The following is a 24,676-nucleotide window of genomic DNA, read 5'->3' on the forward strand; positions in this document are numbered from 1 at the left end:
CGGTTATTATGACAGTCATTGGACTTCCGCTCAAACCCCTTGAAGATGGGATTTTTCCGCTGGCCCAGACGTCGAGTACCGTCTGTTTGCAGGCTTTGCCCGGTCTGGATGTGCGCGAAGACCAGCTAGCGTGTGAAGTGCCGGTGGCGCTGGTGTACAACGGCATCTCGCATGCGGTGATGATGGCGACCCCTGAGTATCTGGAAGATTTTGCGCTGGGCTTCAGTCTGGCCGAAGGCATCGCGACGACGCCGGCCGAGCTTTACGATATCGAGGTGAAGGCGGGGTGTCGCGGCTATGAAGTCCATATCGAGCTGGCCGGTGCCCGTTTTGCCGCACTCAAAGCCCGGCGCCGCCAGATGGCGGGGCGTACCGGTTGCGGCTTGTGCGGGGTGGACGAGCTGGATGCCGTCTTTATCAAGCAAGCCGTATTGCCGTTCAGCCAGACGCTGACAGTGTCGGCGCTGGATGCTGCTGTCTGCGCCTTGCGCGCCGAGCAAAAACTGGGGCAGCTGACCGGTGCCACCCACGCCGCTGCCTGGCTGGATACGGACGGCGCTTTGCAGGCGGTGCGCGAGGATGTCGGCCGGCATGTGGCGCTGGATAAGCTGCTGGGCTGGCGGGCGCGTAGTGCGGTGACGGCGGGGGCTGCGCTGGTTACCAGTCGTGCTAGTTATGAAATGGTCGAGAAGGCGGTCAGTAGCCGGGTGGAGATTTTGCTGGCCATGTCGGCGCCCACCGAACTGGCGGTCAATATGGCGCAGGCCTATGGTTTGACCCTGATCGGCTTTGCCCGTCCCGGGCGCGCTAATATTTACAGTCACAGCTGCCGAATACAGTCTTAGTTGCCCGCTGTAGTATTGCACTGCGCAATTTTTCTGTATTTACCATGCATTTGGTATTGCATTTGCGTGTGATCTATGGACAGAATCAAGGCTCGATATTCAACCCCAAGATCAATTCAGCATGGCTCTCATCGTACAAAAGTATGGCGGCACTTCGGTGGGCTCGACCGAGCGTATCAAGAATGTTGCCAGGCGTATCGCCAAGTGGAAGGCCCAGGGGCATAGTCTGGTTGTAGTTTTGTCTGCCATGAGTGGCGAAACCAACCGGCTGATAGCCTTGGCCAAGGAAATTCAGGAAACGCCCAACCCGCGTGAACTCGATGTGATCGTGTCCACCGGTGAACAGGTTACCATCGGCTTGCTGGCCATGGCCTTGCAGGAAATCGGGCTGGAAGCCAAGAGCTATTGCGGCTGGCAGGTGAAACTGACGACCGACAGCGCACATGGCAAAGCACGTATTTCGTCTATCGACGACGAAGCCATGCGCGCCGATCTGGATGCCGGCCGTGTGGTGATCGTGGCCGGTTTTCAGGGGGTGGACGAAAACGGCGCGATTACGACGTTGGGACGCGGCGGCTCGGACACCTCGGCCGTGGCGCTGGCAGCGGCACTCAAGGCTGATGAGTGCCAGATCTATACCGACGTGGATGGTGTGTACACCACCGACCCGCGGGTAGAGCCGGAAGCGCGTCGTCTGAAAACCATTACCTTCGAAGAAATGATCGAGCTGGCCAGTCTGGGCTCCAAGGTATTGCAGATCCGTTCGGTGGAGTTTGCCGGCAAGTACAAGGTAAGGCTGCGCGTGCTCTCCAGCTTCGAGGAAGAGGGCGAGGGTACGCTGATTACGTTTGAGGAAGATGAAAGCATGGAACAGGCCGTTGTAGCGGGTATCGCATTTGATCGCAATGAAGCGCGTATCAACGTCAAGGGGGTGCCGGATCGTCCCGGTATCGCCTACCAGATTCTGGGGCCGGTGGCCGACGCCAATATCGAAGTGGACATGATCATCCAGAATGTGGGCGACCATGGCGCGACTGACTTCTCGTTTACCGTACCGCGTGGCGAGTACAACAAGGCGCTGTCCATCCTGCGCGATGTGCAGACCCATATTGGCGCAGCCAAGGTGGAGGGTGACGACAAGGTCGCCAAGATCTCCATCGTCGGTGTCGGCATGCGCTCGCATTGCGGCATTGCCTCTACCATGTTCCGCACACTGGCGGAAGAGGGTATCAATATCCAGCTGATCTCGACCTCCGAAATCAAGGTGTCGGTTCTGGTTGATGAAAAGTACCTAGAACTGGCTGTTCGTGTATTACATAAGGCTTTTGGCCTCAATCAGAAAATTTCTGCTTGATAACGCTTGACAGCAAAGCGGTCGTTCATTAATATGGCGACTCGCTTGACGGAGAAATGGCCGAGTGGTCGAAGGCACACCCCTGCTAAGGGTGCATACGGGCAAAACCTGTATCGAGGGTTCGAATCCCTCTTTCTCCGCCAGCTACTGCACCCGTAGCTCAGTTGGATAGAGTATTTGGCTACGAACCAAAGGGTCGGGCGTTCGAATCGCTCCGGGTGCACCAAAGTCCCTATAGTTTAGCGGTTAGAACACTGCCCTTTCACGGCGGCGGCCGGGGTTCGATTCCCCGTGGGGACGCCAGAATAAACAAAAAAGCTGCTTTCCATCCGGAAGCAGCTTTTTTGTCGTCTATCGCTTCGCTTTCCTGATCAGGTCGCATGCTGCTGGCCTAGTGTCCAAGTACTGCACCCTGTTGCTCCCCGTTGCCGCAGTCCACCCTTTTCCAATTTAATTTTCAATTCCTGCGGCTTACAACAAAATATCTAGTGATTACCGGGTTTTTCCTATTTTGTTTTCAGTCATGGCATTTGAGCACTGCGCGTCTAAGCTTGTCTGATAAGACACCGGATGCAGGGGCAGGGGTATGACGTATAGCATTCATCTTTCCGGCGTACAGGAGGTGGCACCATGGCTGGAGTTTCGCCAGATGGCGCTGGTTTGCGAAGGGGGAGGGCAGCGCGGTATTTTTACGGCCGGTGTGCTGGATGCTTTTCTGGCCGAGGGTTTTTTTCCCTTTCAACTGATGATAGGCACCTCGGCTGGCGCACAGAATCTTTCGGCTTATGCCAGCGGCCAGTTGGGTTACTCCCGGCATGTAATCAGCCGTTACAGCACGCGCAAAGAGTTTTACAACCCGCTGCGTTTTATGCGTGGTGGCCATCTGATCGATCTGGATTGGTTTATGGATGTGACGATGCGCGAGTGTCCGCTGGATCTGGCGCGGGCGGCGTTGCGTCTGGCCGGGCGCGAATTCTATATGTGCGCCAGCCGCAGTGACACGCTGGACACGGCATACCTGCAGTTTGAGCATCATGGCTGGCTGGCTTCGCTTAAGGCGTCCAGTGCCATTCCTGTGCTGTATCGTGGCGGGGTGAATCTTGGGGGGGTGTGTTATTGGGATGGCGGGGTGAGCGATGCGCTGCCGGTCAAGGCCGCGCATGATCTGGGCTGTGATTTGATTGTGGTGGTGCGTACCTTGCCGGCGGGGCATGTCGAGTCTCCTCCGCGGCCGGTGGTGAATTTGCCGCAAGGCAGCCGCTTGCGGGCCGCCGCCGAGGTGGTTAACCGGCACAAGGTGGCATATCGCGAGGCGCAGGCCTTTATCGATTCACCGCCCAAAGGGGTGAAAGTGCTGGAGCTTGCGCCTTCGCAGGCGCTGAAGAGTCGTGCGCTGGGTAGCTCGGCGGCTGCCCTGGAGCAGGATTACGCCAACGGGCGTGCTTGTGGCCGCCAGTTTATGGCGCGTTTCGCCTGGCGCTTGCGCCCGCGTGCCGGAAGCAGCCTGATGATTAGTGCTTAGCCGAGCAGTAAGGCGCTGGCAAAAACCAGCAGCATGGCCAGTGCGCAGCCTACTTTAGCCACGGTACCCAGCAGCAGGCCAATAAAGGTTGCCACGCTCGCCTTGCCAGCTTGCAGCATGTCGCGTCTGGCTAGGTATTCTCCGATGGCTGCGCCCAGCAAGGGGCCGATAATCAGCCCGACAATCCCCAGAAACAGTCCGAACACGCTGCCCCAGAATGCCCCCCAGAGTGCCTGGCGGCTGGCGCCACCGGCTTTGGCACCAAGTACGCCGGCGATAAAGTCGGCAAACATGCCAAGCAGTGTCAGCATGCCCAGCAGGCCCAGGCTTAAAGCACCGATATGCTGAAAGTCGCCAAGCCAAGCCGCGAGCAGCATGCCGGCAAACATCAGTGGCAGGCCGGGCAGTGCCGGCAGAATGACGCCGGCCAGGCCAATCAGGATCAGCAGGCCGGCAGCCAGGTGGCCGAGAAGGGAAGAGTCCAAGTTTGGCATCCTGGTGGTCAGATTTGTCGGGTGTAATCGGCAAGCAATGTCTGCTGCACGCTATGGACCTTGCCGCGCGCCGTTTTCTTGCGGTAGCTGCCATCGGCCTGCATTTCCCAGGCGTTGAAATTGTCGACAAGGTTCATGCGCAAGGCCTCCTTGATCACACGACGCTTAAGCACAGGGTCAAGAATGGGTACGCAGGATTCAATACGGCGGAAGAAGTTGCGCCCCATCCAGTCGGCGCTGGCGATATAGAGGTTTTCTGCCTTGTCGTTGTAAAAGTAGAACACGCGCGGATGTTCGAGGAAGCGCCCGACAATGGAGCGCACGCTGATATTGTCCGACAGGCCGGGCACGCCGGGGCGCAGGGCACATACACCGCGTATGATGAGCTGAATCTTGACGCCGGCCTGGCTCGCGCGATACAGCGCATGAATGACCTGAGGCTCCAGCAGTGCATTCATCTTGGCGATGATGCGGGCCGGCCGGCCGGCTTTGGCATGCTCGGTTTCGGTGGCAATGGCCTGCATCACCATGCTGTGCAGGGTAAACGGGCTTTGCAGCAAGAGCTTGAGCTTGCTGGCGCGCCCCAGTCCGGTGAGCTGGACGAAAATATCATTGACGTCGCTGGCCACATCTTCGTTGCAGGTCATCAGGCCGAAGTCGGTGTACATGCGTGCGGTACGCGGGTGGTAGTTGCCGGTGCCCAGATGGACATAGCGCTTGAGCGCGCCGTCCTCGCGTCTGACCACCATCAACATCTTGGCGTGCACCTTGTAGCCGAATACGCCATACACCACGTGGGCGCCGGCATCTTCCAGCCGGCTTGCCCAGCCGATATTGGCTTCTTCATCAAAGCGTGCCATCAGTTCGACCACGACCGTGACCTGCTTGCCGCTACGTGCTGCGGCAATCAGCGAGTCCATCAGTACCGAGTCGGTGCCGGTGCGGTAGACCGTCATCTTGATGGCCACCACCTGCGGGTCGAAGGCCGCCAGATTGAGCATGTCGATGACAGGCTGGAAGCTCTGGTAAGGATGGTGCAGCAGGATGTCTTGCTTGCTGATCGCCTCGAACAGATTGGCTTTTTGTTGCAGCACAGGCGGCAGGCTAGGCAGGAAAGGGGTGAACTTCAGGTCGGGCCGGTCCACGAGGTCGGGCACCTGCATCAGGCGTACCAGATTGACCGGGCCATTGACGCGGTAGACGTCTTCACGCTGCAAATTGAACTGGGTCAGCAGGAAGTCTTCCATATGCCGCGGGCAGGTATCGGCAATTTCCAGTCTGACCGCCTGGCCGAACTGGCGATGGCGCAGTTCGCCTTGCAAGGCAGTGCGCAGGTTTTTCAGATCTTCTTCTTCCACCGTCAATTCGCTGTTGCGGGTGACTCGGAACTGGTAGCAGCCCTTGACGGTCATGCCCAGAAACAGCTCGTGCACATGTGCGTGCAAGATGGACGACAGGAAAACGAAGCTGTGCCGGTTGCCATCACAGACCTCGGCGGGTAGCTGGATGACGCGCGGCAGGATGCGCGGCGCCTGTACGATGGCGATGCCGGAGGCACGGCCAAAGGCGTCGCGCCCCTCCAGTTCGACGGCAAAATTCAGGCTCTTATTGAGCACTTTGGGGAAGGGGTGGGCCGGATCCAGACCGATAGGTGTCAGAATCGGCATCAGTTCGCGGAAAAAGAAGGCCTTGACCCATTCCTGTTGCGCCTGGCTCCATTCGCGCCGGCGCAGGAAAACAATGCCTTCTTCCCTGAGCGCAGGCAGCATGGTGTCGGTCAGTAGCGCGTATTGCTGGGCGACCAGATCATGGGCGGCGGCGGCGACGTTGCCTAGTGTGCTGCCGGGCGTGTTGCCGTCGGCCAAAATGCGCCCCGGATTATGTTGTGCATTATCCTTGAGCCAGGCAACGCGTACTTCAAAAAACTCGTCCAGATTGGATGACACAATGCACAGGAATTTCAGTCGTTCCAGCAAGGGCAGGCTGCTGTCTTCGCCTTGGGCCATCACCCTGCGGTTGAATTCGATCAGGCCCATCTCGCGGTTGAGTAGCAATTCTTGTGCTTGAGTCATTTGATTTTCTTTTTGGTGCGGTCACGCCCTTGAAGGTAAGGGCCGGATTGCCCGCCATGGCCCGAGGCTGTGGCGGGCTATCTGTTGCCGGACTGGCAGCAGACTCAGACTTGCGGTGTGTAGCCCGCTGGTGCTTCGGCGCCCTGGCCGAAGAAGTAGGCATCCAGCTGCTGCATCAGGTACTGGCGCGCGCGCGCATCAGCCAGGCTCAAGCGGTTTTCATTGATAAGCATGGTTTGGTGGCGTATCCAGCCCTGCCAGGCTTCTTTGGATACGTTTTCATACAGGCGCTTGCCTATTTCACCCGGTAGCGGTGCGAAGTCCATGCCTTCCGCTTCGCGGCCGAGTTTGATGCAATTGACCATTCTAGCCATTGAATTTCCTTGAGTGTTGCAGTGAAGTCGACGCCGCTATTGTGTCACAGCCATGTGCCGGCTTCCAAGCCTGATGCAAGCAGGGTTTTACAATGTCTTGATGAAGACCTTGGAGCGGCGCTCACCGTTGTAGTGCTGGCGCTTTTCTACCGGCAGCGCCTGCGGATCGGATTCGATAAAGCCGCGTTCGACAAACCAGTGGGCCGTCCGTGTGGTCAGTACGAACAATGACTTGATGCCGTCTTTTTTTGCCTGGGTTTCGAGGGCTTGCAGCAGCATTTCACCATAGCCTGCGGTGCGTTGCTCGGGTGCAACAACCAGACAGGCCAGTTCGGCCATGCCGGTTCCGGCAAACGGATACAGTGCCACGCAACCGAATACTTTGCTGTCGTGTTCGAGCAGGGTGAAACGCTGGATATCCATTTCCAGATGCTCGCGACTGCGCCTGACCAGCACGCCTTGTTCTTCCAGCGGCTGGATCAGTGCCAGCAGGCTGCCGATGTCGTCAATGCTGGCCTGGCGCAGTTGTACCAGGCTCTGGCGCACGATCATGGTGCCGCTGCCGAAGTGGGTGAACAATTCGACCAGCAAGGCACCGTCTTCGCTGCCGCTGACAAGGTGGCTACGGCTGATACCTTGCTCGGTAGCGCGGATGGCCCACGGCAGGCAAACACTGACTTCCGCGCTGCCTTGCCCTGCATCCAGCAGGGCTTTGGCTTCTGCAATGGTGATCGAGGGATGAAGCTGGCCTGTCTTGTCCACCAGTCCGCCATCTTCAACCAGAAAGATCAGCTTTTCCGCCTTGAGTGCGAGTGCGCTCTGATAGGCGATTTCTTCCATGGTGAGATTGAATGCTTCCCCGGTAGGGGAGTAACCGATGGGGGAGAGCAGGACCAGTTCGCCAGCGGCAAGACGCGCGCTAAGCGAGGCGCTATCTACACGCCGGACTTGTCCGGCATATTGCATGTCCACGCCATCCAGTACCCCTAAGGGCTGGGCGGTGACATAGTTGCCACCGGCAACACGCAGGTGGGCGCCATGCATGGGCGAGTTGGGCATGCCCATGGTGAGCTGGGCTTCTATGTTGTGGCGGGCCTCGCCTATTGCCGCCTTGACCGCTGTCATGGTGTGGCTGTCGGTCACGCGCCGTGCGCCGTGAAAGCGGCGCGTAATGCCGCGCAAAGCCAGTTGGGCATCGATTTGCGGACGCGCACCGTGTACCAGCACGATGCGTACCCCGAGGCTGACCAGCAGATTGAGGTCCTGTGCCAGGCGGGAAAAATGGTTGGCAGCCAGACATTCTCCGCTGACGGCGATGACAAAGACTTTGCCGCGATAGGCGTGGATATAGGGTGCGGCTTCGCGAAAGGCGAGCACGAACTCGGGCTTCAGCATGCGGGGGATTCCGTCACAGAAGGCGTAAACCCCTTAGGGTAGCAGGAATGCTGTTGTAATGGCAGGTGTCAGCGCTCGTGACGCAATTCTTCCGGCGTGTCGTCGTAGTCGCCGTGCGGGTGATGCTGGTACAGCCGGCTGAAGGCCTGGACGCCCTTGGTGTCTGGCGCCGGTGTCGAGAGGTTGGACAGCTGCACTTCCTCGCTGAAAACGAGCAGCTTCAGATGCCAGTGCTGCAGTGCGTTGTCGTGAAGCGGGATCTGGCAGGCCTGCAGTTGCAGCAGGATATGCTGCAAGGTGTGCGTAAGCAGGCTGTAACTGACGACCAGACGGCGCATGGGTGGCAGCGGCAGGCTGCGAATGCCGATCGCCGCCAGGCATGCGGCCGCCTGTCTGGCGGCCACCGCATCCTGTAGCTGCAGAGTCCTGCATTTGTAAAGTTCACGTTCACGCATCGCCCCACCTCCGGGGCGATGGCTCGCCCCCTTATTTTTGCGCCTGCTTCTGCATCAATATCTGCTGAACCTTGAGAATGTTCAAGGCTTGCGATAGCTGGAAGTCCGCTGCGGCCTTGCCGTCCTTCCCGTCTTTGCCCTGCGGCTTGCCTTCTGTCGGGGTGTCTGGCTTGGTTTTGTCGGCCGGCTTTTCCTGCGGCTTGTCCTTGCCGTTTTTCTGATCCGGGTTTTCCAGATGGCGCTCAAGATCCGCTTCACGGATGCGGAAGGATGCGGCGGCACCATTGACTGTCGACTCTTCCACTTCTACGTCCGGCGTGATGCCTTTAGCCTGAATCGAGCGGCCACTCGGTGTGAAATAGCGGGCAGTGGTGAGTTTGATGCCGCCCTCGCTGCCGAGTGGCAGAACGGACTGCACCGAGCCTTTGCCGAAGGTCTGGGTGCCGACGATGATGGCGCGTTTGTGATCCTGCAGGGCGCCAGCTACGATTTCGGACGCTGAGGCACTACCGCCATTGACCAGTACCACTAACGGCACTTTCTTGACCTCGGCCGGCAGGCTGGCCAGATAGTCGCGGTCGCCGCGCGCCAGATAGTTTTCCGGCGTAGCGGACAGACGCATTTTCGCGTCTTCGCTACGGCCTTCGGTATACACCACCAGCGTATTTTTGGGCAGGAAGGCGGCCGACACGCCGACCGCGCCATTGAGCAGGCCGCCCGGGTCATCGCGCAGATCCAGTACCACACCCTTGAGCGGGGTCTTGTTTTCCTTATACAGCTGGGTCAGGGCTTGTGCCAGGTTTTCCGCCGAGTGCTCCTGGAACTGGGCCACGCGGACATAGCCGTAGTCTGGCTCCAGCAGGCGCGACTTGACGCTCTTGGTCTTGATGATGGCGCGGGTCAGCGTCAGTACGACAGGTTTGCCTTCATTTTTGCGTGCAATGGTCAGCGTGACCTTACTGCCGGGTTTGCCGCGCATTTTCTTGACGGCATCGGTGAGTGACAGGCCCCGCACCGGAGTGTCGTCGATTTTGACGATCAGATCGCCACTTTTGACGCCAGCTTGCTGTGCCGGGGTGTCTTCGATTGGCGCAATGACCTTAACCAGCCCGTCTTCTGCACCGATTTCTATGCCCAGACCGCCGAATTCACCTTGCGTGCCTTCGCGCAGTTCCTTGAATTCATCGGCATTCATATAGTCCGAGTGCGGGTCAAGGCCTGTGAGCATGCCGCGGATGGCGTCGTTGATCAGCTTTTTGTCTTCGACCGGCTCGACATAATCCTGTTTGATGCGGCCGAATACTTCAGCGAAGGTCCTGAGCTCGTTCAGCGGCAGCGGTGAGCCGATGTCCTTGTCGGCGCTGGCCGTCAGGCTGACAGTCAAGAGAGCACCTGCCAGTGCACTGGCACCGATCAGGGCAATTTTGCGGAAAGGTGGGGTCATCATAATATAGGTATCTTTGCTAGCGCATCCAGGATTGGGGATTGATGGGTCGCCCCATATAACGCAGTTCAAAATAAAGGCCGCTCTCGCCACTGTCTAGCGCGCCGGTGTTACCAAGTGTGTCGCCACCCCTGACCGCTTGCCCGCTGCCACGGCTAATAGTACCCAGTCCGGTGTAGACCGTCATGTAATTGCCGCCATGGTCGACGATGACCGCATTGCCAAAGCCGCGCAGCGCATCGGCGTAGACTACCGTGCCATCGGCAACCGCGCGTACTGACTGGCCGGGGTTGGTGCGGATAAACAGGCCCTTCCAGCTGCTGCCCTCGGGGCGGCTGCTGCCGTAACGCCCGGCGATATTGCCGGAAACAGGCATTTGCATCCGACCTTGCAGGCTGCGGAAGGCTTTGCCGCTGCTGCTGGCATCCGCCACCGCTTCGACGGCTTCTTCTTTTAGCGGGCGTGTCGCTTCGGCCGGCAGGGTTTTGCCCTGCGATCTGGCATCCGCTGCCAGTTTGCGGCGGCGCTCGTTTTCCTGCTTGCGGGCGAGTGCCCGTGCTTTTCTTTCTTCGGCCTTTTTGCGGGCAGTTGCCTGGCGCTGTGCTGCGATCTGGCGGTTGATCTGGGCGATCAGGCTGGACAGGCGTTTTTCGTCCTGCTGCAATTTGCTCAGCGTACCTTGCTTGTTGCGGATTTCGCTGGCCAGTGCGCTGGCTTGTTGTTCCTGTGTGGCTTTTTCCCGCGCCAATCTTTCCTGCTGGCTTTCCTGGCGGTGGCTTTGTAGTCCCAGCTTTTCCAGCTCCTGTGCCACTTGCGCGGCGAGTGCCTGCAGTTCGCTTTCCTGTACGCTCAGGCGCTGTATCAAGCCTTGTTGCGCTTGTGCGATATAGCGGTAGTACGCCAGATCGCGGCTGCTCTGGTTGGGGTCGGCCTGATTCAGCATCAGCCGCATCGCATCATGCGAACCGCCACGGTGCTGACGCTGCAAAATGGAGGCAATGCGGCTTTTCAGGTCCAGTGCATTATCGTGAGTGTCTTGCAGCTGACTTTGTAAAGCGGCCAGTTTTCTACTGGATATTTGCTGCTTGCTGTCCAGTTGGTTGAGCGCCTGTCGTGTGGCTTGCAGCGCCTGTTCGGACTCGCGTATCGCGCTTTGCGCCTCCTTGCGGATGGCTTCCTTTTGCGCAATATCCTTTTTCAAGGTGCTGATTTCCTTGCGCACAGACGACAGATCCTGCTGGTGCGGCGCAACAGCAGGAGGTTGGTCCGGCGCAGCCTGTGCAGCGCCGGAAAGTAACAACAGTAATACCCAGAATTTCACTTGAATTCGATCAATGATTGGCCGGTCATTTCGGCAGGTTGGGGCAGCCCCATCATTGCCAGCAGCGAGGGTGCAATATCGCGCAGCGAGCCGCCTGTGCGAATTTCTGCCTTACGCCCGATGTAGATGAAGGGGACGCGGTTTAGCGTGTGCTGGGTGTGCGGCTGGTCATGCGAGACATCATGCATCTGCTCGCAATTGCCGTGGTCAGCGGTGATCAGCACCTCGCCACCTGCCGCCAGCATGGCATCCACGCATAGGCCTACGCAACTGTCCAGTGCTTCGACGGCCTTGATTGCTGCATCGAAATTGCCGCTATGTCCGACCATGTCGCCATTGGCAAAGTTGCAAATGATGGCATTGAAGCGCCCCGAGGCAATGGCCTCGACAATATGGCGGGTCACTTCGGGGGCGTTCATTTCGGGCTGCAAGTCGTAAGTTGCGACCTTGGGCGAGGGCACCAGAATACGCTCTTCCCCGGGGTAAACCGCCTCTTCGCCACCATTGAAGAAGTAGGTTACATGCGGATATTTTTCGGTTTCGGCAATACGCAGCTGTGTCAGTCCCAGGCCTGACAGATATTCACCAAAGCCGTTGCGCAAGGTTTGTGGTGCATACAGTACCGGGTTGGGGTAGGCCTCGCCATAACTGGTCAGCGTGGCGAAATACGCGAGTTTGGGCTGGCGGGCGGTAAAGCCGTCAAACGCCGGGTCGGTCAGCGCGCTGCTGAATTGGCGGGCGCGGTCGGCGCGGAAATTCATAAACAGGACAACGTCGCCATCTGCAATGCTTTGCGGTTCGCCAATTACAGTGGCAGCGACAAACTCGTCGTTTTCGCCGCGTGCATAGGCGTTGGCAAGCGCAGTGAAACCATCCGCAGCCTGATGTTCAGCCTGGCCGTCCACGATCAGCCGGTAAGCCGGTTCGACCCGCTCCCAGCGTTTGTCCCGGTCCATGCCCCAGTAACGACCGCAAACGGTGGCTAGTTTTGTGTGCGGGCATTCGGCCAGAACATGGTGTAAGCGTCGCAGATAGGTTTCGGCGCTGCGTGGTGGTGTATCCCGGCCATCAAGAAATGCATGTAATAAAATTTTCTTGATGCCGGCAGCTTCTGCTGCCCGGATTACGGCATGAATTTGCGCCTCATGGCTGTGGACGCCGCCATCCGATAACAAACCCAGAATATGCAGAGTGTGGTCTTGGCTTTTGTCTAAGGCCGTTTTAAGCGTTGTATTGCTGGCAAAAACCCCGTTTTCTATATCGCTGTCTATGCGGCTGATATCCTGCTGTACGATGCGTCCCGCACCAATATTCAGGTGTCCGACTTCCGAATTGCCGAACTGTCCGCCGGGCAGGCCGACATAACCTTCGGATGCTTCAATGGCGCCGCTGGCGTAAAGGGTACGCAGGCGATCAAGGTTTGGAGTGCGTGCATTCAGGATGGCATTGTTGTCACTTTCGGCGCGTTCACCGAAGCCATCAAGGATAAGCAGGAGTACGGGAGTCAGTGCGTGCATTTGTTATATACGTTCAGAATATTAGGGCTTCTTGATGCTGAAGGCAGTTGTAGGTATTATTGTAATCATAAAACCACGCTAATTATAAAAAATACCTACTCAGGAGTAGTGCCTTGTTGTTTAATGACGATCAGATTGAGCAGACGTCCCGCGCGATGAAGGCTATGTCGCATCCTTTGCGATTGAAAATTATCTCTGTCCTCGAGGATCAGGAGGTAAGTGTTCAGGATATCGTGGAAAAAGTCGGGACCTCGCAGAGCAATATTTCCCAGCATTTGGCCATCATGCGCGACAAGGGCGTTTTGCGCACGCGCAAGGATGCCAACCGTGTGTATTACCGGGTTGGGGATATCCGTACGCTGGAGGTGCTTAAAATGATGCGCGAAGTTTTCTGTGGTTTTGGCGATTAAGCCAGTCTGACGCGCTAAAAATAGTCAAAGCACAGCTTGATCATGCCGTTTGCTGTTTGTCGCATGATTGCAAGCGGCATGATTCGTGGGTTCGAATCATGCCTTCCTTTCGTTAAAACGGCAGCTGCGTTTGCGTGCCGTGCGGCAGGCTGATTTTTGCATCGACCTCACCTTCTGCCAGTTGCAAGTGCACACGTTCACCGTCGCCCAGTTCGCTTGGCGACTTGATCGCTTTGCCTTGCGCGTTTTGCACGATGGCATAGCCACGGGCAAGTACCGCTTCCGGATTCATGGCCGAGAGTGCCGTTTCCAGTCGCAATAAGGTCATGCTGCGCGAGGTGTGCATGTGTTCACTGGCGCGAGCAAGCCTGAGCGCCAGTTGTTGCAGTGTGCGTGCGGCCTGCTCGGGAGCCGGGCGCAGCCGTCCCAGTCGTGCGCTGGCGTTTGCCAGTTGCCGGTTGTCTTGTCTGAGCTGGTTTTTGATTAGCGCTTCCAGGCGGATGCGGGCGCGTGATAGCTCCTGTTGTTGCCGTGCCAGTCGTTCACCGGGGTGTGACAGCCGGTTGGCAAGGTAATCTAGGCGCTGTCCTTTATCTATGATCAGGCGGGCTAATGCCCGCTCCAGTCCGCGTTTTCCCCGTTCCAGTTGCTGCAGCATGGCGTCACGGCTAGGAGATACGAGCTCGGCTGCTGCCGTCGGGGTCGGGGCACGGCGATCTGCAACAAAGTCACAGATGGTGAAGTCGGTTTCATGGCCGACCCCGCTGACCACGGGGACTGGGCAAGCAGCAATTGCACGTGCGACCAGCTCTTCATTAAATGACCACAAGTCTTCTATGCTGCCGCCTCCGCGGCTGACGATCAATACATCGACTTCATGCCGCTTGCTGGCGCTACGGATGGCATGGGCAATCTGCTGTGCTGCATCATTACCCTGTACCGGAGATGGGTAGAGAATGATGGGGATGTTCGGCATGCGTCGCGCCAGCGTCGTCACTACATCACGCAGGGCTGCCGCAGCAGGAGAGGTCACGATGCCGATGGCGCGCGGATGAGGGGGGAGAGGGCGTTTGCGCGCTTCGGCAAACAGCCCTTCTGCTGCTAGGCGTTTTTTCAGTTTTTCATAAGCTTCATATAGGCGCCCGAGTCCCGCCTCGCGCATGTTTTCTACCGCGATTTGATAGTCGCCGCGGGCTTCGTATAAAGTGACCGAGCCGAGTAGTTCGACCTGCATGCCCTCTCGCGGAATAAAGTCGAGCTGTCTGACCCGTTGGCGAAACATGACGCAGCGAACTTGGGCGCCAGCATCTTTAAGCGAGAAATAAGCATGCCCTGATGCGGCCAGGGTGAGGTTGGATATCTCGCCGCTTACCCATAGTGAAGGAATGCCGTTTTCCAGCAGATTACGCGCCATGCGGTTGAGGGCGGTTACACTAATGACATCTTGGGTTTGAGTTGTAAAAAGCATGCTTGGTCAAATCGTCCACGGGTAGGTGTATATAGCTATCTATGCTCTGATGGTGCTAGTTTTGCGTTTTTTGCTTTAATAAGTGATTTTTACAAAAATTAAGCGAAGTTGTTTATTTTGTGAGCAAAGCGGGTAAGGTCTTATTGTTTAGTCTTTAATGCGTATTTTCCCATTCTTTTCCACAGAACTACCCACAGTTGCTGTGGATTATCTGTCGTAACAAGGCTTGCACCCATTTTTTCAGGCGTGGAGCAGGTCTCCACTGTCTTTGCTTATGCTTGTGAGATTGCGGCTTGCAGCTTGCGGTCGGCCTGTTTCACCGATACAGTTTAGCGTCTACAAACCGAGGGAGAATGCTGGTGTGGTCGATCATTCAAGCGGCAGGCTGGCCGATCTGGACCATTATTTTGGCGTCCGTCGTATCGGTGGCAATTATTCTTGAGCGCTTGTACTCCCTGAGGGGGCGACTCGTTGCGCCTTCCAATCTGGTTGATGATGCTATTCAGGCTTATCACCTTGCCGGTGCAGGCGGCAAACTGGTCGAGCAACTGGCCGCGCATTCGCCTTTGGGGCGCGTATTGTCGGCCGGTTTGCGCAATGCTGCCAGTTCGCGCGAGGTCATGAAAGAAGCGATAGAAGATGAGGGGCGCCTCGTCGGTCATAAACTGGAGCGTTATCTCACCACGCTGGGAACGATTGCCGCGATGGCACCGCTGCTCGGGCTATTGGGTACCGTTATCGGGATGATTGAAATTTTTGGTTCTCAATCGCCAAGCGGCACTAACCCTCAGGCGTTGGCACATGGTATTTCGGTCGCACTTTACAATACCGCATTTGGCTTGGTTGTCGCTATTCCCAGTATGATGTTTTACCGTCATTTTCGGGCAAAAATCGACAGCTTGCTGGTCGAGATGGAGGCGCAGGCCATTCGTCTGGTTGAAGCCGTTCAGGGCGTGCGTAACGGGCACCAAGGGTAAAACATGAACTTTCGTCGTGGGCGGCATAGGGAAGAGCCCGAAATCAATTTTATTCCGCTGATCGACCTGTTGCTGGTTATCCTGATTTTTTTGATGGTGACGACGACTTATTCCCGCTATTCGGAAATAGAAATTAATTTGCCTTCGGCTGAGGCGGGCATGGCAGAAACCAAGCCGTCCGAACTGGATGTACTGGTCAGTGCCGAAGGTGAGGCGGTGGTGGGCAAGATGCGCCTGGCAAAACCATCGGTCGAACAACTGGCCGAAGCGCTCAAGCTGGAGGCTAGCGGGCGCAAGGATCCGGTGGTGGTGATCAGTGCCGACGCCCGTGCCCAGCATCAGGCGGTGGTGAAAGTGATGGAGGCTGCGCGTGTAGCCGGATTGACGCAGTTGACATTCGCCACGCGTAGCGAGACACCATGAGCGGGCGTCGTGAATAGCATAGAAAAACACTGGTATGCGCCGCGCCTCTGCTTGAGTCTGTTGCTGGCTCCGTTGGCGTGCTTGTTTGCTTTACTGAGCGGTGTGCGGCGTTGGGCATTCAAGTCCGGACTTTGTAAAACGCATTATTTATCCGTGCCGGTGGTGGTGATCGGCAATATCAATGTGGGGGGGGTCGGCAAGACGCCATTGGCCTTGTCTCTGATCGCTTCCTTGCAGGCGCGCGGCTTGCGCGTAGGCGTGATCAGTCGCGGCTATGGTGGTAGCCATGCCGTACCAACGCTGCTGGACGAAGCAAGTCGTGCCGATGAAGTGGGTGATGAGCCGCTGTTGTTTGCCGCGTCCGGCGTACCTGTGGTGGTTGGGCGGGATCGTGTGGCAGCCGGGCGCTGCTTGCTGCAGGCGAGGCCGGATCTGGATCTGATTCTGTCTGATGATGGTCTGCAGCATTACCGCTTGGGGCGTGCACTGGAAATTGTGGTGATGGATGGCGCGCGTGGTGTCGGCAATGGGCGCTTATTGCCTGCGGGCCCCTTGCGAGAACCCCTGTCGCGCCTGGCTTGTGTCGATGCGCTGGTGGTCAACGGCGAGCGCGCTGCTGCTTTTCCTGATCTGCCACCTGGCTTGCCTGTTTTTGCCATGACACTCGAGCCGGGGCGTTTTGTTTCTCTGGCTGATCCGGCTCAAACGCGCGCCGCAGCCGATTTTGCCGGTCAGCGTTTGGTTGCCCTGGCTGGTATCGGCCACCCGCAACGCTTCTTTGCAACCTTGGCCGGGCAGGGTATTGTCACGCAGCGCAATATTGCTTTCCCCGATCACCACATCTTCAGTGCTGAAGATGTGCCGGATGATGCTGATGCGGTACTGGTGACGACCAAGGATGCAGTAAAGTTGCAGTGCGTCAATCATGCTAGACTATGGGCGCTGCCAGTCGCCGCTCGGCTTGCGCCTGATTTGGCCGACTGGATCATCGTTCAATTAAAGAGACGGTAATGGACGCAAAATTTCTGGAAATTCTGGTGTGCCCCTTGTGCAAAGGGCCTTTAGTGTACGACAAGGTGGCGCAGGAGTTGATCTGTAAGCCTGACCGACTGGCCTTCCCGATTACGGATGGCATTCCCATGATGCTGGAGTCCGAGGCGCGTGAGTTGCCGCCCGAGGAAGATGTGAAATGAGCGGTTTTGTCGTGGTGATTCCGGCGCGAATGGCTTCAAGCCGGCTGCCGGGAAAGCCTCTGGCGGATATAGCCGGCAAACCCATGGTGGTGCGGGTGGCCGAGCGCGCGGCGCTCAGTGCGGCCAGTCGTGTTATTGTGGCAACGGATCACGCTGATATTGTGGCTGCTTGTACGCTGCATGGTATCGAGTCGGTGATGACGCGTGCCGATCACGCCAGTGGCACCGATCGTCTGGCCGAGGTGGTCGCCAATCTCGCTCTGGCCGACGATGAAATCGTGGTCAATGTGCAAGGGGACGAACCGCTGATTGATCCGCTGCTGATCGACCGTCTGGCCGGCCTGATGGCCAGTTCCGGCGTGCCCATGGCGACGGTAGCGCATCCTATTCACGATGCGGCCGAAATGTTTAATCCTAACGTGGTCAAGGTGGTGCTTGATCACGCTGGGCGCGCACTTTATTTCAGCCGTGCGCCCATTCCTTATGCCCGCGATGCGTTTGCACACGATGCAAGCATTTTGCCGCAAGGCTTACCGGTTTTGCGGCATATCGGTATGTACGCCTATCAGGCCGGCTTTCTTTCTACCTATTCATCGCTGGCACCGGCCGCACCAGAGGTTTTCGAAGCGCTGGAGCAGTTGCGCGTACTCTGGCACGGCTACCCCATTATGGTGGAGACCGTAGCGGAGGCACCGGCTGCCGGTGTGGATACCCCGGAAGATCTGGAACGGGTACGCCATATATTTAACGCAACAATTTGCATCGATTCATAATTTCACGGGAGTTTTGCATGAAACTGATTCTGTTGGGCGCGCCAGGCGCTGGCAAGGGAACCCAGGCGGGTTATATCAAGGAAAAGTTTGGTATTCCGCAGATTTCGACCGGCGATATGTTGCGTGCGGCGGTCAAGGCCGGCACACCGCTGGGCCTGGAAGCCAAGGCCATTATGGACGCGGGCGGTCTGGTGCGTGATGACATCATTATCGGTCTGGTCAAGGAGCGCATTGCCGAGCCGGATTGTGCCAAGGGCTTTATGTTTGACGGCTTCCCGCGTACGACCCCGCAGGCTGAAGCGATGCGTGATGCCGGCGTGACCATCGATTATGTGCTCGAGATCGATGTGCCTGACCAGAACATCATCGACCGTATGTCTGGGCGTCGCGTACACCTGTCTTCCGGTCGCACTTATCATGTGACCTACAATCCGCCCAAGGTGGAAGGTAAGGATGACGAGACCGGTGAAGCGCTGATCCAGCGTGAGGACGACAAGGCCGAAACCGTGATGAAGCGTCTGGCTGTATATCACGAGCAGACTGAAGTGCTGGTCGACTTTTACTCGAAGATGGCCGCTAGCGGTGATGCCAGCGCGCCACGCTATGTACGCATTGATGGCACGCAGCAGGTAGAAGCCGTGCGCGATGCGGTACTGGCGGCGCTTGTTTGAGTCTGGCCGGTATGTGAAGGGCGGGGATGTTTCCCCGCCCTTTGTCTATGGCACATGGCTTGATTGAAGGCCTGTCGGCTAAGCCTGACGCTGGAGTATCGATATGTATCATGGTGAGCGTTTTAACGGCATTACCCATCTGTTTGGTACTTTGTTTGCCATTACCGCGTTGGCGGCCTTGTTGCTTGAGGCCAGCTTGCAAGGCGATGCATGGAAGCTGTTCAGCTTTTCGCTGTACGGTGGGTCCCTGGTCTTGCTGTATCTGGTCTCTACGCTGTATCACAGTGCGCGAGGCCGGGCCAAAGCCATTTTGCAGAAGTGTGACCACTCCGCCATTTACCTGTTGATCGCCGGTAGTTATACCCCGTTTTCGCTGATTACTTTGCGTGGCCCCTGGGGGTGGACCTTGTTTTTCCTGAGTTGGGGGCTGGCTATTTTCGGTATTGTGCAGGAATTGACGCTGGGAAAGCGTACGCGTCTATTGTCCATGATTCTGTATGTGGTGATGGGCTGGCTGATCCTGATTGCCATCAAGCCATTGATGGCGGCACTGCCTGCGGCAGGCTTGTTCTGGCTGGCCTTGGGTGGCGTGTTTTACAGCGTGGGGATTTACTGGTTTTTGAATGATGAAAAAATCCGCCACGGTCACGGCATCTGGCATCTGTTTGTTCTGGCTGGCAGCGCGTGCCAGTTTGTTTCGGTCATGTTTTACGTTGCCTGAGTACTGGCGAGTATGGTCAGTCGTGTATACAATCGACGTTTGGGAAAAAGGCTGTAGTACGCTACGGCTTTGATATTAGTAGATTAATAAAGAGATACATGCAAATACCCAGAGAAGTGAGATTGGAGCGGCCTTTGTCGCCGGATTTGGTACGGCGGGCCACTGCAATCGTTGAATTGCCTGATGGTGTATTGGTGACGGCTGTGCTGGGTGGGCGTTATTGTTTGCCCGGAGGGCGGGCAGAGCGGGGCGAATTGCGTTCCCAGGCGCTGCTCAGACAGTTGCGTGAAGAGACGGGTTTGCGTGTCAATTCCATGCTGTATCTGTTTGACCATATCACCGCGCAGAATGCACATAAGGTTTATCTGTGCATAGGTCAGGGGACGGCGCGCCCACAGGGCGAGATTGCCCGTATCTCTGTCGTCTCCTCGCCGGAGTCTGAACTGGACCTGCATACTGAAACGCGGGGTATTTTGCGGCGCTATGCCAAATTGCGTGCGGAAGAGGGTGTCAAGAGCGAGGCGGTGCGCGCTTTTCTTGCTTTGGCGCGCTATATCGCCAAGGTTGATTGATGCCGTAGCTTGTCTGTCGTCTGTCGTCTGTTTCTTTAGGCGACATACAAGCGAAGCTGCAATAAAGGCGCACGCCAGTATGTCGGGTGCGCCTTTGTTATTGGACCCTGGCTAGGGGGGCTTAGTACAGACTGTCGTGCTCGCCGCCAGGTGCGGCTTGAGCCGGCTGGCTATTGCTTACCTGTGTTTCGCTAGGCAGTTCTATCAGCCCCAGATTGCTGCCGGTTGAAAACGCAAACACCATCAGCATGGCTGCCAGCGGTGAAAACAGCAGGATCCCGCCCAGTACCCGCATGCGGCTGGCACCCGAGACGGCGACTAGTGCATGCAGCATCACCGTTACACCATAAAATGCGATGGCTATCGTCGCGACCTCGGCCACATCCGTCGGTAACCAGCTGGTCAGCGGTGTCAAAACCTGAACCAGTCCTGCCACCAGTAGCAGGCTGAACAAGGGCGTCTCGACCGGAGCTTTGGCCAGGCGCAGCCACCACTGCATGAACTGCGCCATCAGCAGGGTTTCCATAGCACCGAACACGGTGAAAAACAGCAGTTTGCCGGCGATGTCGCCACCGACGCTGTCCGCGCCAGCGGCTGCGATCATGCCCAGCAACAGCAATGTTACGACGAGCTGCCACGTCGGGTACTGATAGTGCGCCGCTTCGCGCACGCGCCAGCGCATCAGGTCGAGGGCATCGTGAATCAGTTTATCCATCTCAGTCGAACACCACGGTCTTGTTGCTGTAGGACAGTACGCGGTTGTCGATATGCCAGCGCACCGCACGCGACAGCACTACCTTCTCCAGATCGCGGCCCTTTTGCACCAGATCCTCGACATTGTCGCGATGCGAGATGCGGGTGACCTCCTGCTCGATGATCGGACCCTCGTCCAGCTCTTGCGTCACATAGTGGCTGGTGGCGCCGATCAGCTTCACGCCACGGGCAAAGGCGCGGTGGTAGGGTTTGGCGCCATCGAAAGCCGGCAGGAAGCTGTGGTGGATGTTGATTACGCGATCCGGATAGCGTTCGACGAATTTCTCTGACAGCACCTGCATATAGCGCGCCAGTACGATAAAGTCAGTGCCGGCCTCCTGCAGCAGACGCCATTGCTCGGCTTCTGCCTCGGCCTTGTTCTCTTTGGTCACCGGTACGACATGGAAAGGAATACCGTTGAATTCGACGATGCGGCGGCAGTCTTCATGGTTGGAAATCACCAGCGGAATATCGCAGCCCAGCTCGCCGATGCGCCAGCGGTGCAGCAGATCCACTAGGCAGTGTTCGTATTTGGAGACAAAGATCGCCATCTTCGGTTTTTGTGTCGACAGCGACGTGTGCCACTTCATATTGTGCAGAGTTGCAATCGGTGCGAATGCCGCCTCGAAGCTTTCCATCGGCAGGGTAAAGCCTTCCAGTTCCCACTGGATGCGCATCAGGAACAGGTTTTCGCTTTCATCCTGATGCTGGTCTGCATGCATGATATTGGCGTTGTAGGTCATCAGGAAATTGGCAATGGCGGCAACCAGACCTTTATTGTCCGGGCAGCTGACCAGCAAGGTGGCCGAGGGTTTGTTTTGACTCATGCTTCTCTTTCATATGCATAAAACCCATGCAAAACGCCACAGCCTGGGCTGTGGCGTGCTTGGGGCGAACGAGCTCAGGCGTGCAGATTGGCCGAATCCAGCGTGTTCTGCAACAGGGTTGCGATAGTCATCGGGCCGACGCCACCGGGAACCGGGGTAATAAAGGCTGCGCGTTCACGGGCGCTGTCAAATTCGACATCGCCGCATAGTGAGCCATTCTCCAGTCGGTTGATGCCGACATCGATAACGACCGCGCCCGGCTTGATCCACTCGCCCTTGACGAAATTGGGTTTGCCTACCGCCGCGACCACGATATCGGCTGCAGCGACCTCGGCTGCCAGATCGGCCGTTGCGCTATGGCAGACGGTGACGGTGGCGCGTGCCAGCAGCATTTCCAGTGCTTGCGGACGGCCAACGATATTGGAGGCGCCAACGATCACTGCTTTTTTACCCTTAGGATCGATGCCGTAAGACTCAAGCAGCGTCATCACGCCGCGAGGCGTGCAGGGGCGCAGCAACGGCATCTTGATCGCCAGGCGACCCATATTGTACGGATGAAAGCCGTCTACATCCTTTTTCGGGTCGATGCGCTCGATCACGGCTTGCGGCTCGATATGCTTGGGTAGAGGCAGCTGTACCAGAATGCCGTCTACGCTGTCGTCGGCGTTGAGCTGGTCGATGATAGCCAGCAGTTCATCCTGTGTGGTGCTGGCCGGCAGATCCCATGCCAGCGAACGGATGCCGGCTTTTTCGCAGTTACGCTTTTTATTGCGTACATAAACGCCGGAGGCCGGATCGTCGCCGATCAGGATGACGGCGAGCGCGGGTGCGCGCTTGCCTGCGGCCAGGCGTGCGTCTACACCCTCGCGTACTTGAGTGATCAGCGTTTCTGCGACTGCCTTGCCATCAATGAGTTGTGCCGACATGCGTGGTATTCCTAGAGGAGGGAGCAGGATCAAAATAGCATTTTCGCATTATTACGCCCTCTTTCTCAATGGGTATTGACAGCGCAAAGGCTAGCCAGTATAGTTTGCTCCTCAGTTGGCGGAGTGTGGCGCAGCCCGGTAGCGCACCTGGTTTGGGACCAGGGGGTCCAAGGTTCGAATCCTTGTACTCCGACCACAAGAACACGCAGTACCTGACAGATTGACTTGCGCCCGTAGCTCAACCGGATAGAGCACCGACCTTCTAAGTCGGGGGTTACAGGTTCGATTCCTGTCGGGCGCACCACAGTTTTACGGTGGTGGATATAGCTCAGTTGGTAGAGTCCCGGATTGTGATTCCGGTTGTCGTGGGTTCGAGCCCCATTATCCACCCCAAAAATATTAAAACCCTGATTTCTTTGTGAAATCAGGGTTTTTTTGCGTGGGTAAAACGATTTGCTACACGAACTGTTAAGCAAGACGTGGCGTCAGTCACATGAAAGCCATTGCAGAAAATCTTTGCCGGCGCGGAAAAAAGGGGTCTATTATTGCCGCCGCCGGGTTCCCCATGACTTCGAGCCGGTATTTTTTGCGTTTCTGCATCTTTGCGGCGTCAATGCGAAGTCTTCTGACACCGCGTGCTTTCTCGGAAAGCAGAGTTTCTGACCAATCTGCCATACAACAAATCTTAACATTTGATATTGCGCGCTTAAGCCCGGGTTAATTCCGGTTGGCGAAGATGGCGCTGTCGCCGGCCCTATCGCGCCGGCACCAGGAGCCTAAAATGCAAATCTTCAGCGAACTCTTTCTTTCCCAAGCGGGTTTAATGAGCATCACCGCTATCGTGGCCGCACTGGCCAAATTCGGTTGGCTCATCGCCTACTTCATTCGTCAGGCCCGAGCCGATGAAAAGAGCGCCGCATCCAGACTGGTGAAGCCGATCTGATGTCAATCAGCATCCAATTTTGCCCCCCGCTGTCTTGCTGCCGATGCGCAAACGGTTGTGGCGGGGGGCTTGCCGCTTAGCGCACCAGAATATCCGGGCCGATATCGCGGATGGTCTGTTTGCCGGTGAGTGCCATGCTGACATCCAGTTCCTTATGCAAAATTTCCAGCATGCGGGTGACGCCTTCTTCACCCATTGCCCCCAGCCCATACAGGAATGCCCGCCCAATCATGCTGGCTTTGGCACCCAGAGCCGTGGCTTTGAGAATGTCTTGTCCACTGCGGATGCCGCCATCGAACCAGACTTCAATCTCCGAGCCTACCGCATCGACAATAGCGGGCAGGGCGGCGATCGATGACATGGCGCCATCCAGCTGGCGCCCGCCATGGTTGCTGACCACGATGGCGTCGGCGCCGGTGGCGACCGCCAGCCTGGCATCTTCGACATCCAGTATGCCTTTCAAGATCAGTTTGCCGCCCCATTCCTGCTTGATCCACGCCACATCGTCCCAGCTGAGCGTCGGGTCGAACTGTTGGGCCGTCCACTGGCTGAGCGACACGATATCGCCGCCACCGGCAACATGACCGGCCAGGTTGCCGAAGGTTTTGCGCCCGCGCAGCGCGCGCAGCGCCCAGGCGGGTTTGGAGCCGATGTCCAGAATATTGGCCAGCGTCAGCTTGGGCGGCACCGACATGCCGTTTTTCAGATCCTTGTGGCGCTGGCCGAGAATTTGCAGATCCAGCGTCAGCACCAGCGCCGAGCAGCGGGCGGCCTTGGCGCGCTGGATCAGGGCGCGGATAAAGCCACGGTCGCGCATTACATATAGCTGGAACCAGAACGGCTGGCGGGTGGCGGCGGCTACGTCTTCAATCGAGCAGATGCTCATGGTCGACAGGGTAAACGGGATGCCGAATTTTTCGGCCGCGCGGGCACCGAGGATTTCGCCATCGGCCCATTGCATGCCGGCCAGCCCGGTCGGCGCGATGACTACTGGCATCCGCACCGGCTGGCCTAGCAAGGTGGTGGCAGTGCTGCGTGTTTCCACATTGATGGCGACGCGCTGGCGCAGCTTGATAGCCGCCAGATCGCTACTGTTGCTGCGGTAGGTGCTTTCGGTGTAGGCACCACTGTCGGCGTAGTCGTAAAAGGCTTTGGGTACGCGTTTTTGCGCCAGTTGGCGCAGGTCTTCCACACAGGTAATCACGGGCATGGTTTAGGTCCGCTGA

General features: G+C 57.4%; 25 protein-coding genes, 6 tRNA genes and 1 pseudogene. 19 read left to right on the forward strand and 13 right to left on the reverse strand.

The features are described 5' to 3' along the window. Positions 1-8 precede the first annotated feature (8 nt). The 6 genes from fdhD (at position 9) to GQF02_RS02115 (ending at position 3,721) form a co-directional block, all read left to right on the forward strand. The gene (gene fdhD / locus GQF02_RS02090; protein ID WP_160794473.1) at positions 9-845 is read left to right on the forward strand and encodes a formate dehydrogenase accessory sulfurtransferase FdhD; all 837 of its coding nucleotides are present in this window, start codon (positions 9-11) and stop codon (positions 843-845) included. A 121-nt stretch (positions 846-966) separates the two neighbouring features. After that, positions 967-2,199, forward strand: coding sequence for an aspartate kinase (locus tag GQF02_RS02095; RefSeq protein ID WP_124734238.1), 1,233 nt, complete (start codon positions 967-969; stop codon positions 2,197-2,199). Between the two features lie 50 nt (positions 2,200-2,249). Then, a tRNA-Ser gene (locus tag GQF02_RS02100) sits at positions 2,250-2,342 on the forward strand. Between the two features lie 6 nt (positions 2,343-2,348). Beyond that, positions 2,349-2,425, forward strand: a tRNA-Arg gene (locus GQF02_RS02105). A 2-nt stretch (positions 2,426-2,427) separates the two neighbouring features. Beyond that, positions 2,428-2,502: transfer RNA gene (locus GQF02_RS02110), tRNA-Glu, on the forward strand. Between the two features lie 283 nt (positions 2,503-2,785). Further along, on the forward strand, positions 2,786-3,721 hold the full coding sequence (locus tag GQF02_RS02115; protein WP_160794475.1) for a patatin-like phospholipase family protein: 936 nt from the start codon (positions 2,786-2,788) through the stop codon (positions 3,719-3,721). Here GQF02_RS02115 and GQF02_RS02120 read toward each other — a convergent pair. From GQF02_RS02120 to gpmI, 8 genes and pseudogenes are all read right to left on the reverse strand, one after another. Further along, positions 3,718-4,206, reverse strand: a complete 489-nt coding sequence (locus GQF02_RS02120) for a DUF456 domain-containing protein (protein ID WP_235930015.1) — start codon at positions 4,204-4,206, stop codon at positions 3,718-3,720. The two genes, GQF02_RS02115 and GQF02_RS02120, sit on opposite strands and share 4 nt — an antisense overlap. 17 nt (positions 4,207-4,223) lie before the next feature. Continuing rightward, positions 4,224-6,290, reverse strand: a pseudogene (gene ppk1, locus GQF02_RS02125) (polyphosphate kinase 1); the annotation flags it as partial. Between the two features lie 101 nt (positions 6,291-6,391). Beyond that, positions 6,392-6,661 (reverse strand): oxidative damage protection protein, encoded by a 270-nt coding sequence (locus GQF02_RS02130; protein WP_124734242.1) that lies wholly within the window; start codon positions 6,659-6,661, stop codon positions 6,392-6,394. An 87-nt stretch (positions 6,662-6,748) separates the two neighbouring features. After that, the gene (gene argA, locus GQF02_RS02135) at positions 6,749-8,056 is read right to left on the reverse strand and encodes an amino-acid N-acetyltransferase (protein WP_160794479.1); all 1,308 of its coding nucleotides are present in this window, start codon (positions 8,054-8,056) and stop codon (positions 6,749-6,751) included. 68 nt (positions 8,057-8,124) lie between these two features. Continuing rightward, entirely contained in the window at positions 8,125-8,511 is a 387-nt protein-coding gene (locus GQF02_RS02140; RefSeq protein ID WP_124734244.1) for a hypothetical protein, read from the reverse strand. A gap of 31 nt (positions 8,512-8,542) precedes the next feature. After that, positions 8,543-9,958 (reverse strand): S41 family peptidase, encoded by a 1,416-nt coding sequence (locus GQF02_RS02145; RefSeq protein ID WP_124734245.1) that lies wholly within the window; start codon positions 9,956-9,958, stop codon positions 8,543-8,545. A 16-nt stretch (positions 9,959-9,974) separates the two neighbouring features. Then, positions 9,975-11,276, reverse strand: coding sequence for a peptidoglycan DD-metalloendopeptidase family protein (locus tag GQF02_RS02150; protein ID WP_160794481.1), 1,302 nt, complete (start codon positions 11,274-11,276; stop codon positions 9,975-9,977). Next, positions 11,273-12,793, reverse strand: coding sequence for a 2,3-bisphosphoglycerate-independent phosphoglycerate mutase (gpmI, locus tag GQF02_RS02155; RefSeq protein WP_160794483.1), 1,521 nt, complete (start codon positions 12,791-12,793; stop codon positions 11,273-11,275). The genes GQF02_RS02150 and gpmI overlap by 4 nt, the downstream gene beginning before the upstream one ends. 113 nt (positions 12,794-12,906) lie before the next feature. On the opposite strand from gpmI, the gene GQF02_RS02160 reads away from it, so the two are divergent. Further along, positions 12,907-13,203 (forward strand): ArsR/SmtB family transcription factor, encoded by a 297-nt coding sequence (locus tag GQF02_RS02160; RefSeq protein ID WP_124734248.1) that lies wholly within the window; start codon positions 12,907-12,909, stop codon positions 13,201-13,203. 112 nt (positions 13,204-13,315) lie between these two features. Here GQF02_RS02160 and xseA read toward each other — a convergent pair whose 3' ends face one another. Further along, positions 13,316-14,671 carry an exodeoxyribonuclease VII large subunit gene (xseA, locus tag GQF02_RS02165; protein WP_160794485.1) on the reverse strand — a complete coding sequence of 452 codons (1,356 nt, stop codon included), beginning with the start codon at positions 14,669-14,671 and terminating at the stop codon, positions 13,316-13,318. A 353-nt stretch (positions 14,672-15,024) separates the two neighbouring features. Here xseA and GQF02_RS02170 point away from each other — a divergent pair, with 353 nt between their 5' ends. The 8 genes from GQF02_RS02170 to GQF02_RS02205 all read left to right on the forward strand — a co-directional run bounded on the left by GQF02_RS02170 (position 15,025) and on the right by GQF02_RS02205 (position 20,001). After that, complete coding sequence (locus GQF02_RS02170) at positions 15,025-15,648, forward strand: MotA/TolQ/ExbB proton channel family protein (RefSeq protein WP_220789277.1); 624 nt, start codon at positions 15,025-15,027, stop codon at positions 15,646-15,648. Between the two features lie 3 nt (positions 15,649-15,651). Next, positions 15,652-16,071, forward strand: coding sequence for an ExbD/TolR family protein (locus GQF02_RS02175; protein ID WP_160794489.1), 420 nt, complete (start codon positions 15,652-15,654; stop codon positions 16,069-16,071). Positions 16,072-16,080: 9 nt separating this feature from the next. After that, positions 16,081-17,082: a tetraacyldisaccharide 4'-kinase gene (gene lpxK, locus GQF02_RS02180; RefSeq protein WP_160794491.1), complete on the forward strand. Its 1,002-nt coding sequence runs from the start codon at positions 16,081-16,083 to the stop codon at positions 17,080-17,082. Further along, positions 17,082-17,264, forward strand: coding sequence for a Trm112 family protein (locus GQF02_RS02185; protein WP_160794493.1), 183 nt, complete (start codon positions 17,082-17,084; stop codon positions 17,262-17,264). Before lpxK ends, GQF02_RS02185 begins: the two co-directional genes overlap by 1 nt. Further along, complete coding sequence (kdsB, locus tag GQF02_RS02190) at positions 17,261-18,037, forward strand: 3-deoxy-manno-octulosonate cytidylyltransferase (RefSeq protein ID WP_160794495.1); 777 nt, start codon at positions 17,261-17,263, stop codon at positions 18,035-18,037. Before GQF02_RS02185 ends, kdsB begins: the two co-directional genes overlap by 4 nt. Positions 18,038-18,054: 17 nt before the next feature. After that, positions 18,055-18,708: an adenylate kinase gene (adk, locus tag GQF02_RS02195; protein ID WP_124734255.1), complete on the forward strand. Its 654-nt coding sequence runs from the start codon at positions 18,055-18,057 to the stop codon at positions 18,706-18,708. A 103-nt stretch (positions 18,709-18,811) separates the two neighbouring features. Beyond that, positions 18,812-19,429 carry a PAQR family membrane homeostasis protein TrhA gene (gene trhA / locus GQF02_RS02200; RefSeq protein WP_124734256.1) on the forward strand — a complete coding sequence of 206 codons (618 nt, stop codon included), beginning with the start codon at positions 18,812-18,814 and terminating at the stop codon, positions 19,427-19,429. A gap of 98 nt (positions 19,430-19,527) precedes the next feature. Next, positions 19,528-20,001 carry an NUDIX domain-containing protein gene (locus GQF02_RS02205; RefSeq protein ID WP_124734257.1) on the forward strand — a complete coding sequence of 158 codons (474 nt, stop codon included), beginning with the start codon at positions 19,528-19,530 and terminating at the stop codon, positions 19,999-20,001. Between the two features lie 121 nt (positions 20,002-20,122). Here GQF02_RS02205 and GQF02_RS02210 read toward each other — a convergent pair whose 3' ends face one another. The 3 genes from GQF02_RS02210 to folD all read right to left on the reverse strand — a co-directional run bounded on the left by GQF02_RS02210 (position 20,123) and on the right by folD (position 22,507). After that, on the reverse strand, positions 20,123-20,716 hold the full coding sequence (locus GQF02_RS02210; protein WP_160794497.1) for a hypothetical protein: 594 nt from the start codon (positions 20,714-20,716) through the stop codon (positions 20,123-20,125). Position 20,717: 1 nt separating this feature from the next. Beyond that, complete coding sequence (gene purU, locus GQF02_RS02215; RefSeq protein WP_124736304.1) at positions 20,718-21,581, reverse strand: formyltetrahydrofolate deformylase; 864 nt, start codon at positions 21,579-21,581, stop codon at positions 20,718-20,720. Between the two features lie 74 nt (positions 21,582-21,655). Then, on the reverse strand, positions 21,656-22,507 hold the full coding sequence (folD, locus tag GQF02_RS02220; protein WP_160794499.1) for a bifunctional methylenetetrahydrofolate dehydrogenase/methenyltetrahydrofolate cyclohydrolase FolD: 852 nt from the start codon (positions 22,505-22,507) through the stop codon (positions 21,656-21,658). Between the two features lie 119 nt (positions 22,508-22,626). Between folD and GQF02_RS02225 the strand changes: the two genes are divergently transcribed. From GQF02_RS02225 to GQF02_RS02240, 4 genes are all read left to right on the forward strand, one after another. After that, a tRNA-Pro gene (locus GQF02_RS02225) sits at positions 22,627-22,703 on the forward strand. A 31-nt stretch (positions 22,704-22,734) separates the two neighbouring features. Then, positions 22,735-22,811 (forward strand) — tRNA-Arg (locus tag GQF02_RS02230). 13 nt (positions 22,812-22,824) lie between these two features. Next, positions 22,825-22,900, forward strand: a tRNA-His gene (locus GQF02_RS02235). Positions 22,901-23,288: 388 nt separating this feature from the next. Then, positions 23,289-23,450, forward strand: coding sequence for a hypothetical protein (locus GQF02_RS02240; protein ID WP_160794501.1), 162 nt, complete (start codon positions 23,289-23,291; stop codon positions 23,448-23,450). Positions 23,451-23,526: 76 nt separating this feature from the next. Here the strand turns inward: GQF02_RS02240 and GQF02_RS02245 are convergent, their stop codons facing one another. Then, complete coding sequence (locus GQF02_RS02245) at positions 23,527-24,660, reverse strand: alpha-hydroxy acid oxidase (RefSeq protein ID WP_160794503.1); 1,134 nt, start codon at positions 24,658-24,660, stop codon at positions 23,527-23,529. Positions 24,661-24,676: the final 16 nt, after the last annotated feature.

The organism is Craterilacuibacter sinensis (assembly GCF_009831765.1).
Taxonomy (GTDB): Bacteria; Pseudomonadota; Gammaproteobacteria; order Burkholderiales; family Chromobacteriaceae; genus Craterilacuibacter; species Craterilacuibacter sinensis.

What these genes read in the sequence shown, in the direction of transcription:
- fdhD (WP_160794473.1), top strand. Translation starts at nt 9, where the DNA reads ATGACAGTCATTGGACTTCCGCTCAAACCCCTTGAAGATGGGATTTTT.
- GQF02_RS02095 (WP_124734238.1), top strand. Translation starts at nt 967, where the DNA reads ATGGCTCTCATCGTACAAAAGTATGGCGGCACTTCGGTGGGCTCGACC.
- GQF02_RS02115 (WP_160794475.1), top strand. Translation starts at nt 2,786, where the DNA reads ATGACGTATAGCATTCATCTTTCCGGCGTACAGGAGGTGGCACCATGG.
- GQF02_RS02130 (WP_124734242.1), bottom strand. Translation starts at nt 6,661, where the DNA reads ATGGCTAGAATGGTCAATTGCATCAAACTCGGCCGCGAAGCGGAAGGC.
- argA (WP_160794479.1), bottom strand. Translation starts at nt 8,056, where the DNA reads ATGCTGAAGCCCGAGTTCGTGCTCGCCTTTCGCGAAGCCGCACCCTAT.
- GQF02_RS02140 (WP_124734244.1), bottom strand. Translation starts at nt 8,511, where the DNA reads ATGCGTGAACGTGAACTTTACAAATGCAGGACTCTGCAGCTACAGGAT.
- GQF02_RS02145 (WP_124734245.1), bottom strand. Translation starts at nt 9,958, where the DNA reads ATGATGACCCCACCTTTCCGCAAAATTGCCCTGATCGGTGCCAGTGCA.
- gpmI (WP_160794483.1), bottom strand. Translation starts at nt 12,793, where the DNA reads ATGCACGCACTGACTCCCGTACTCCTGCTTATCCTTGATGGCTTCGGT.
- xseA (WP_160794485.1), bottom strand. Translation starts at nt 14,671, where the DNA reads ATGCTTTTTACAACTCAAACCCAAGATGTCATTAGTGTAACCGCCCTC.
- GQF02_RS02170 (WP_220789277.1), top strand. Translation starts at nt 15,025, where the DNA reads ATGCTGGTGTGGTCGATCATTCAAGCGGCAGGCTGGCCGATCTGGACC.
- GQF02_RS02175 (WP_160794489.1), top strand. Translation starts at nt 15,652, where the DNA reads ATGAACTTTCGTCGTGGGCGGCATAGGGAAGAGCCCGAAATCAATTTT.
- GQF02_RS02185 (WP_160794493.1), top strand. Translation starts at nt 17,082, where the DNA reads ATGGACGCAAAATTTCTGGAAATTCTGGTGTGCCCCTTGTGCAAAGGG.
- kdsB (WP_160794495.1), top strand. Translation starts at nt 17,261, where the DNA reads ATGAGCGGTTTTGTCGTGGTGATTCCGGCGCGAATGGCTTCAAGCCGG.
- adk (WP_124734255.1), top strand. Translation starts at nt 18,055, where the DNA reads ATGAAACTGATTCTGTTGGGCGCGCCAGGCGCTGGCAAGGGAACCCAG.
- trhA (WP_124734256.1), top strand. Translation starts at nt 18,812, where the DNA reads ATGTATCATGGTGAGCGTTTTAACGGCATTACCCATCTGTTTGGTACT.
- GQF02_RS02205 (WP_124734257.1), top strand. Translation starts at nt 19,528, where the DNA reads ATGCAAATACCCAGAGAAGTGAGATTGGAGCGGCCTTTGTCGCCGGAT.
- GQF02_RS02210 (WP_160794497.1), bottom strand. Translation starts at nt 20,716, where the DNA reads ATGGATAAACTGATTCACGATGCCCTCGACCTGATGCGCTGGCGCGTG.
- purU (WP_124736304.1), bottom strand. Translation starts at nt 21,581, where the DNA reads ATGAGTCAAAACAAACCCTCGGCCACCTTGCTGGTCAGCTGCCCGGAC.
- folD (WP_160794499.1), bottom strand. Translation starts at nt 22,507, where the DNA reads ATGTCGGCACAACTCATTGATGGCAAGGCAGTCGCAGAAACGCTGATC.
- GQF02_RS02240 (WP_160794501.1), top strand. Translation starts at nt 23,289, where the DNA reads ATGCAAATCTTCAGCGAACTCTTTCTTTCCCAAGCGGGTTTAATGAGC.
- GQF02_RS02245 (WP_160794503.1), bottom strand. Translation starts at nt 24,660, where the DNA reads ATGCCCGTGATTACCTGTGTGGAAGACCTGCGCCAACTGGCGCAAAAA.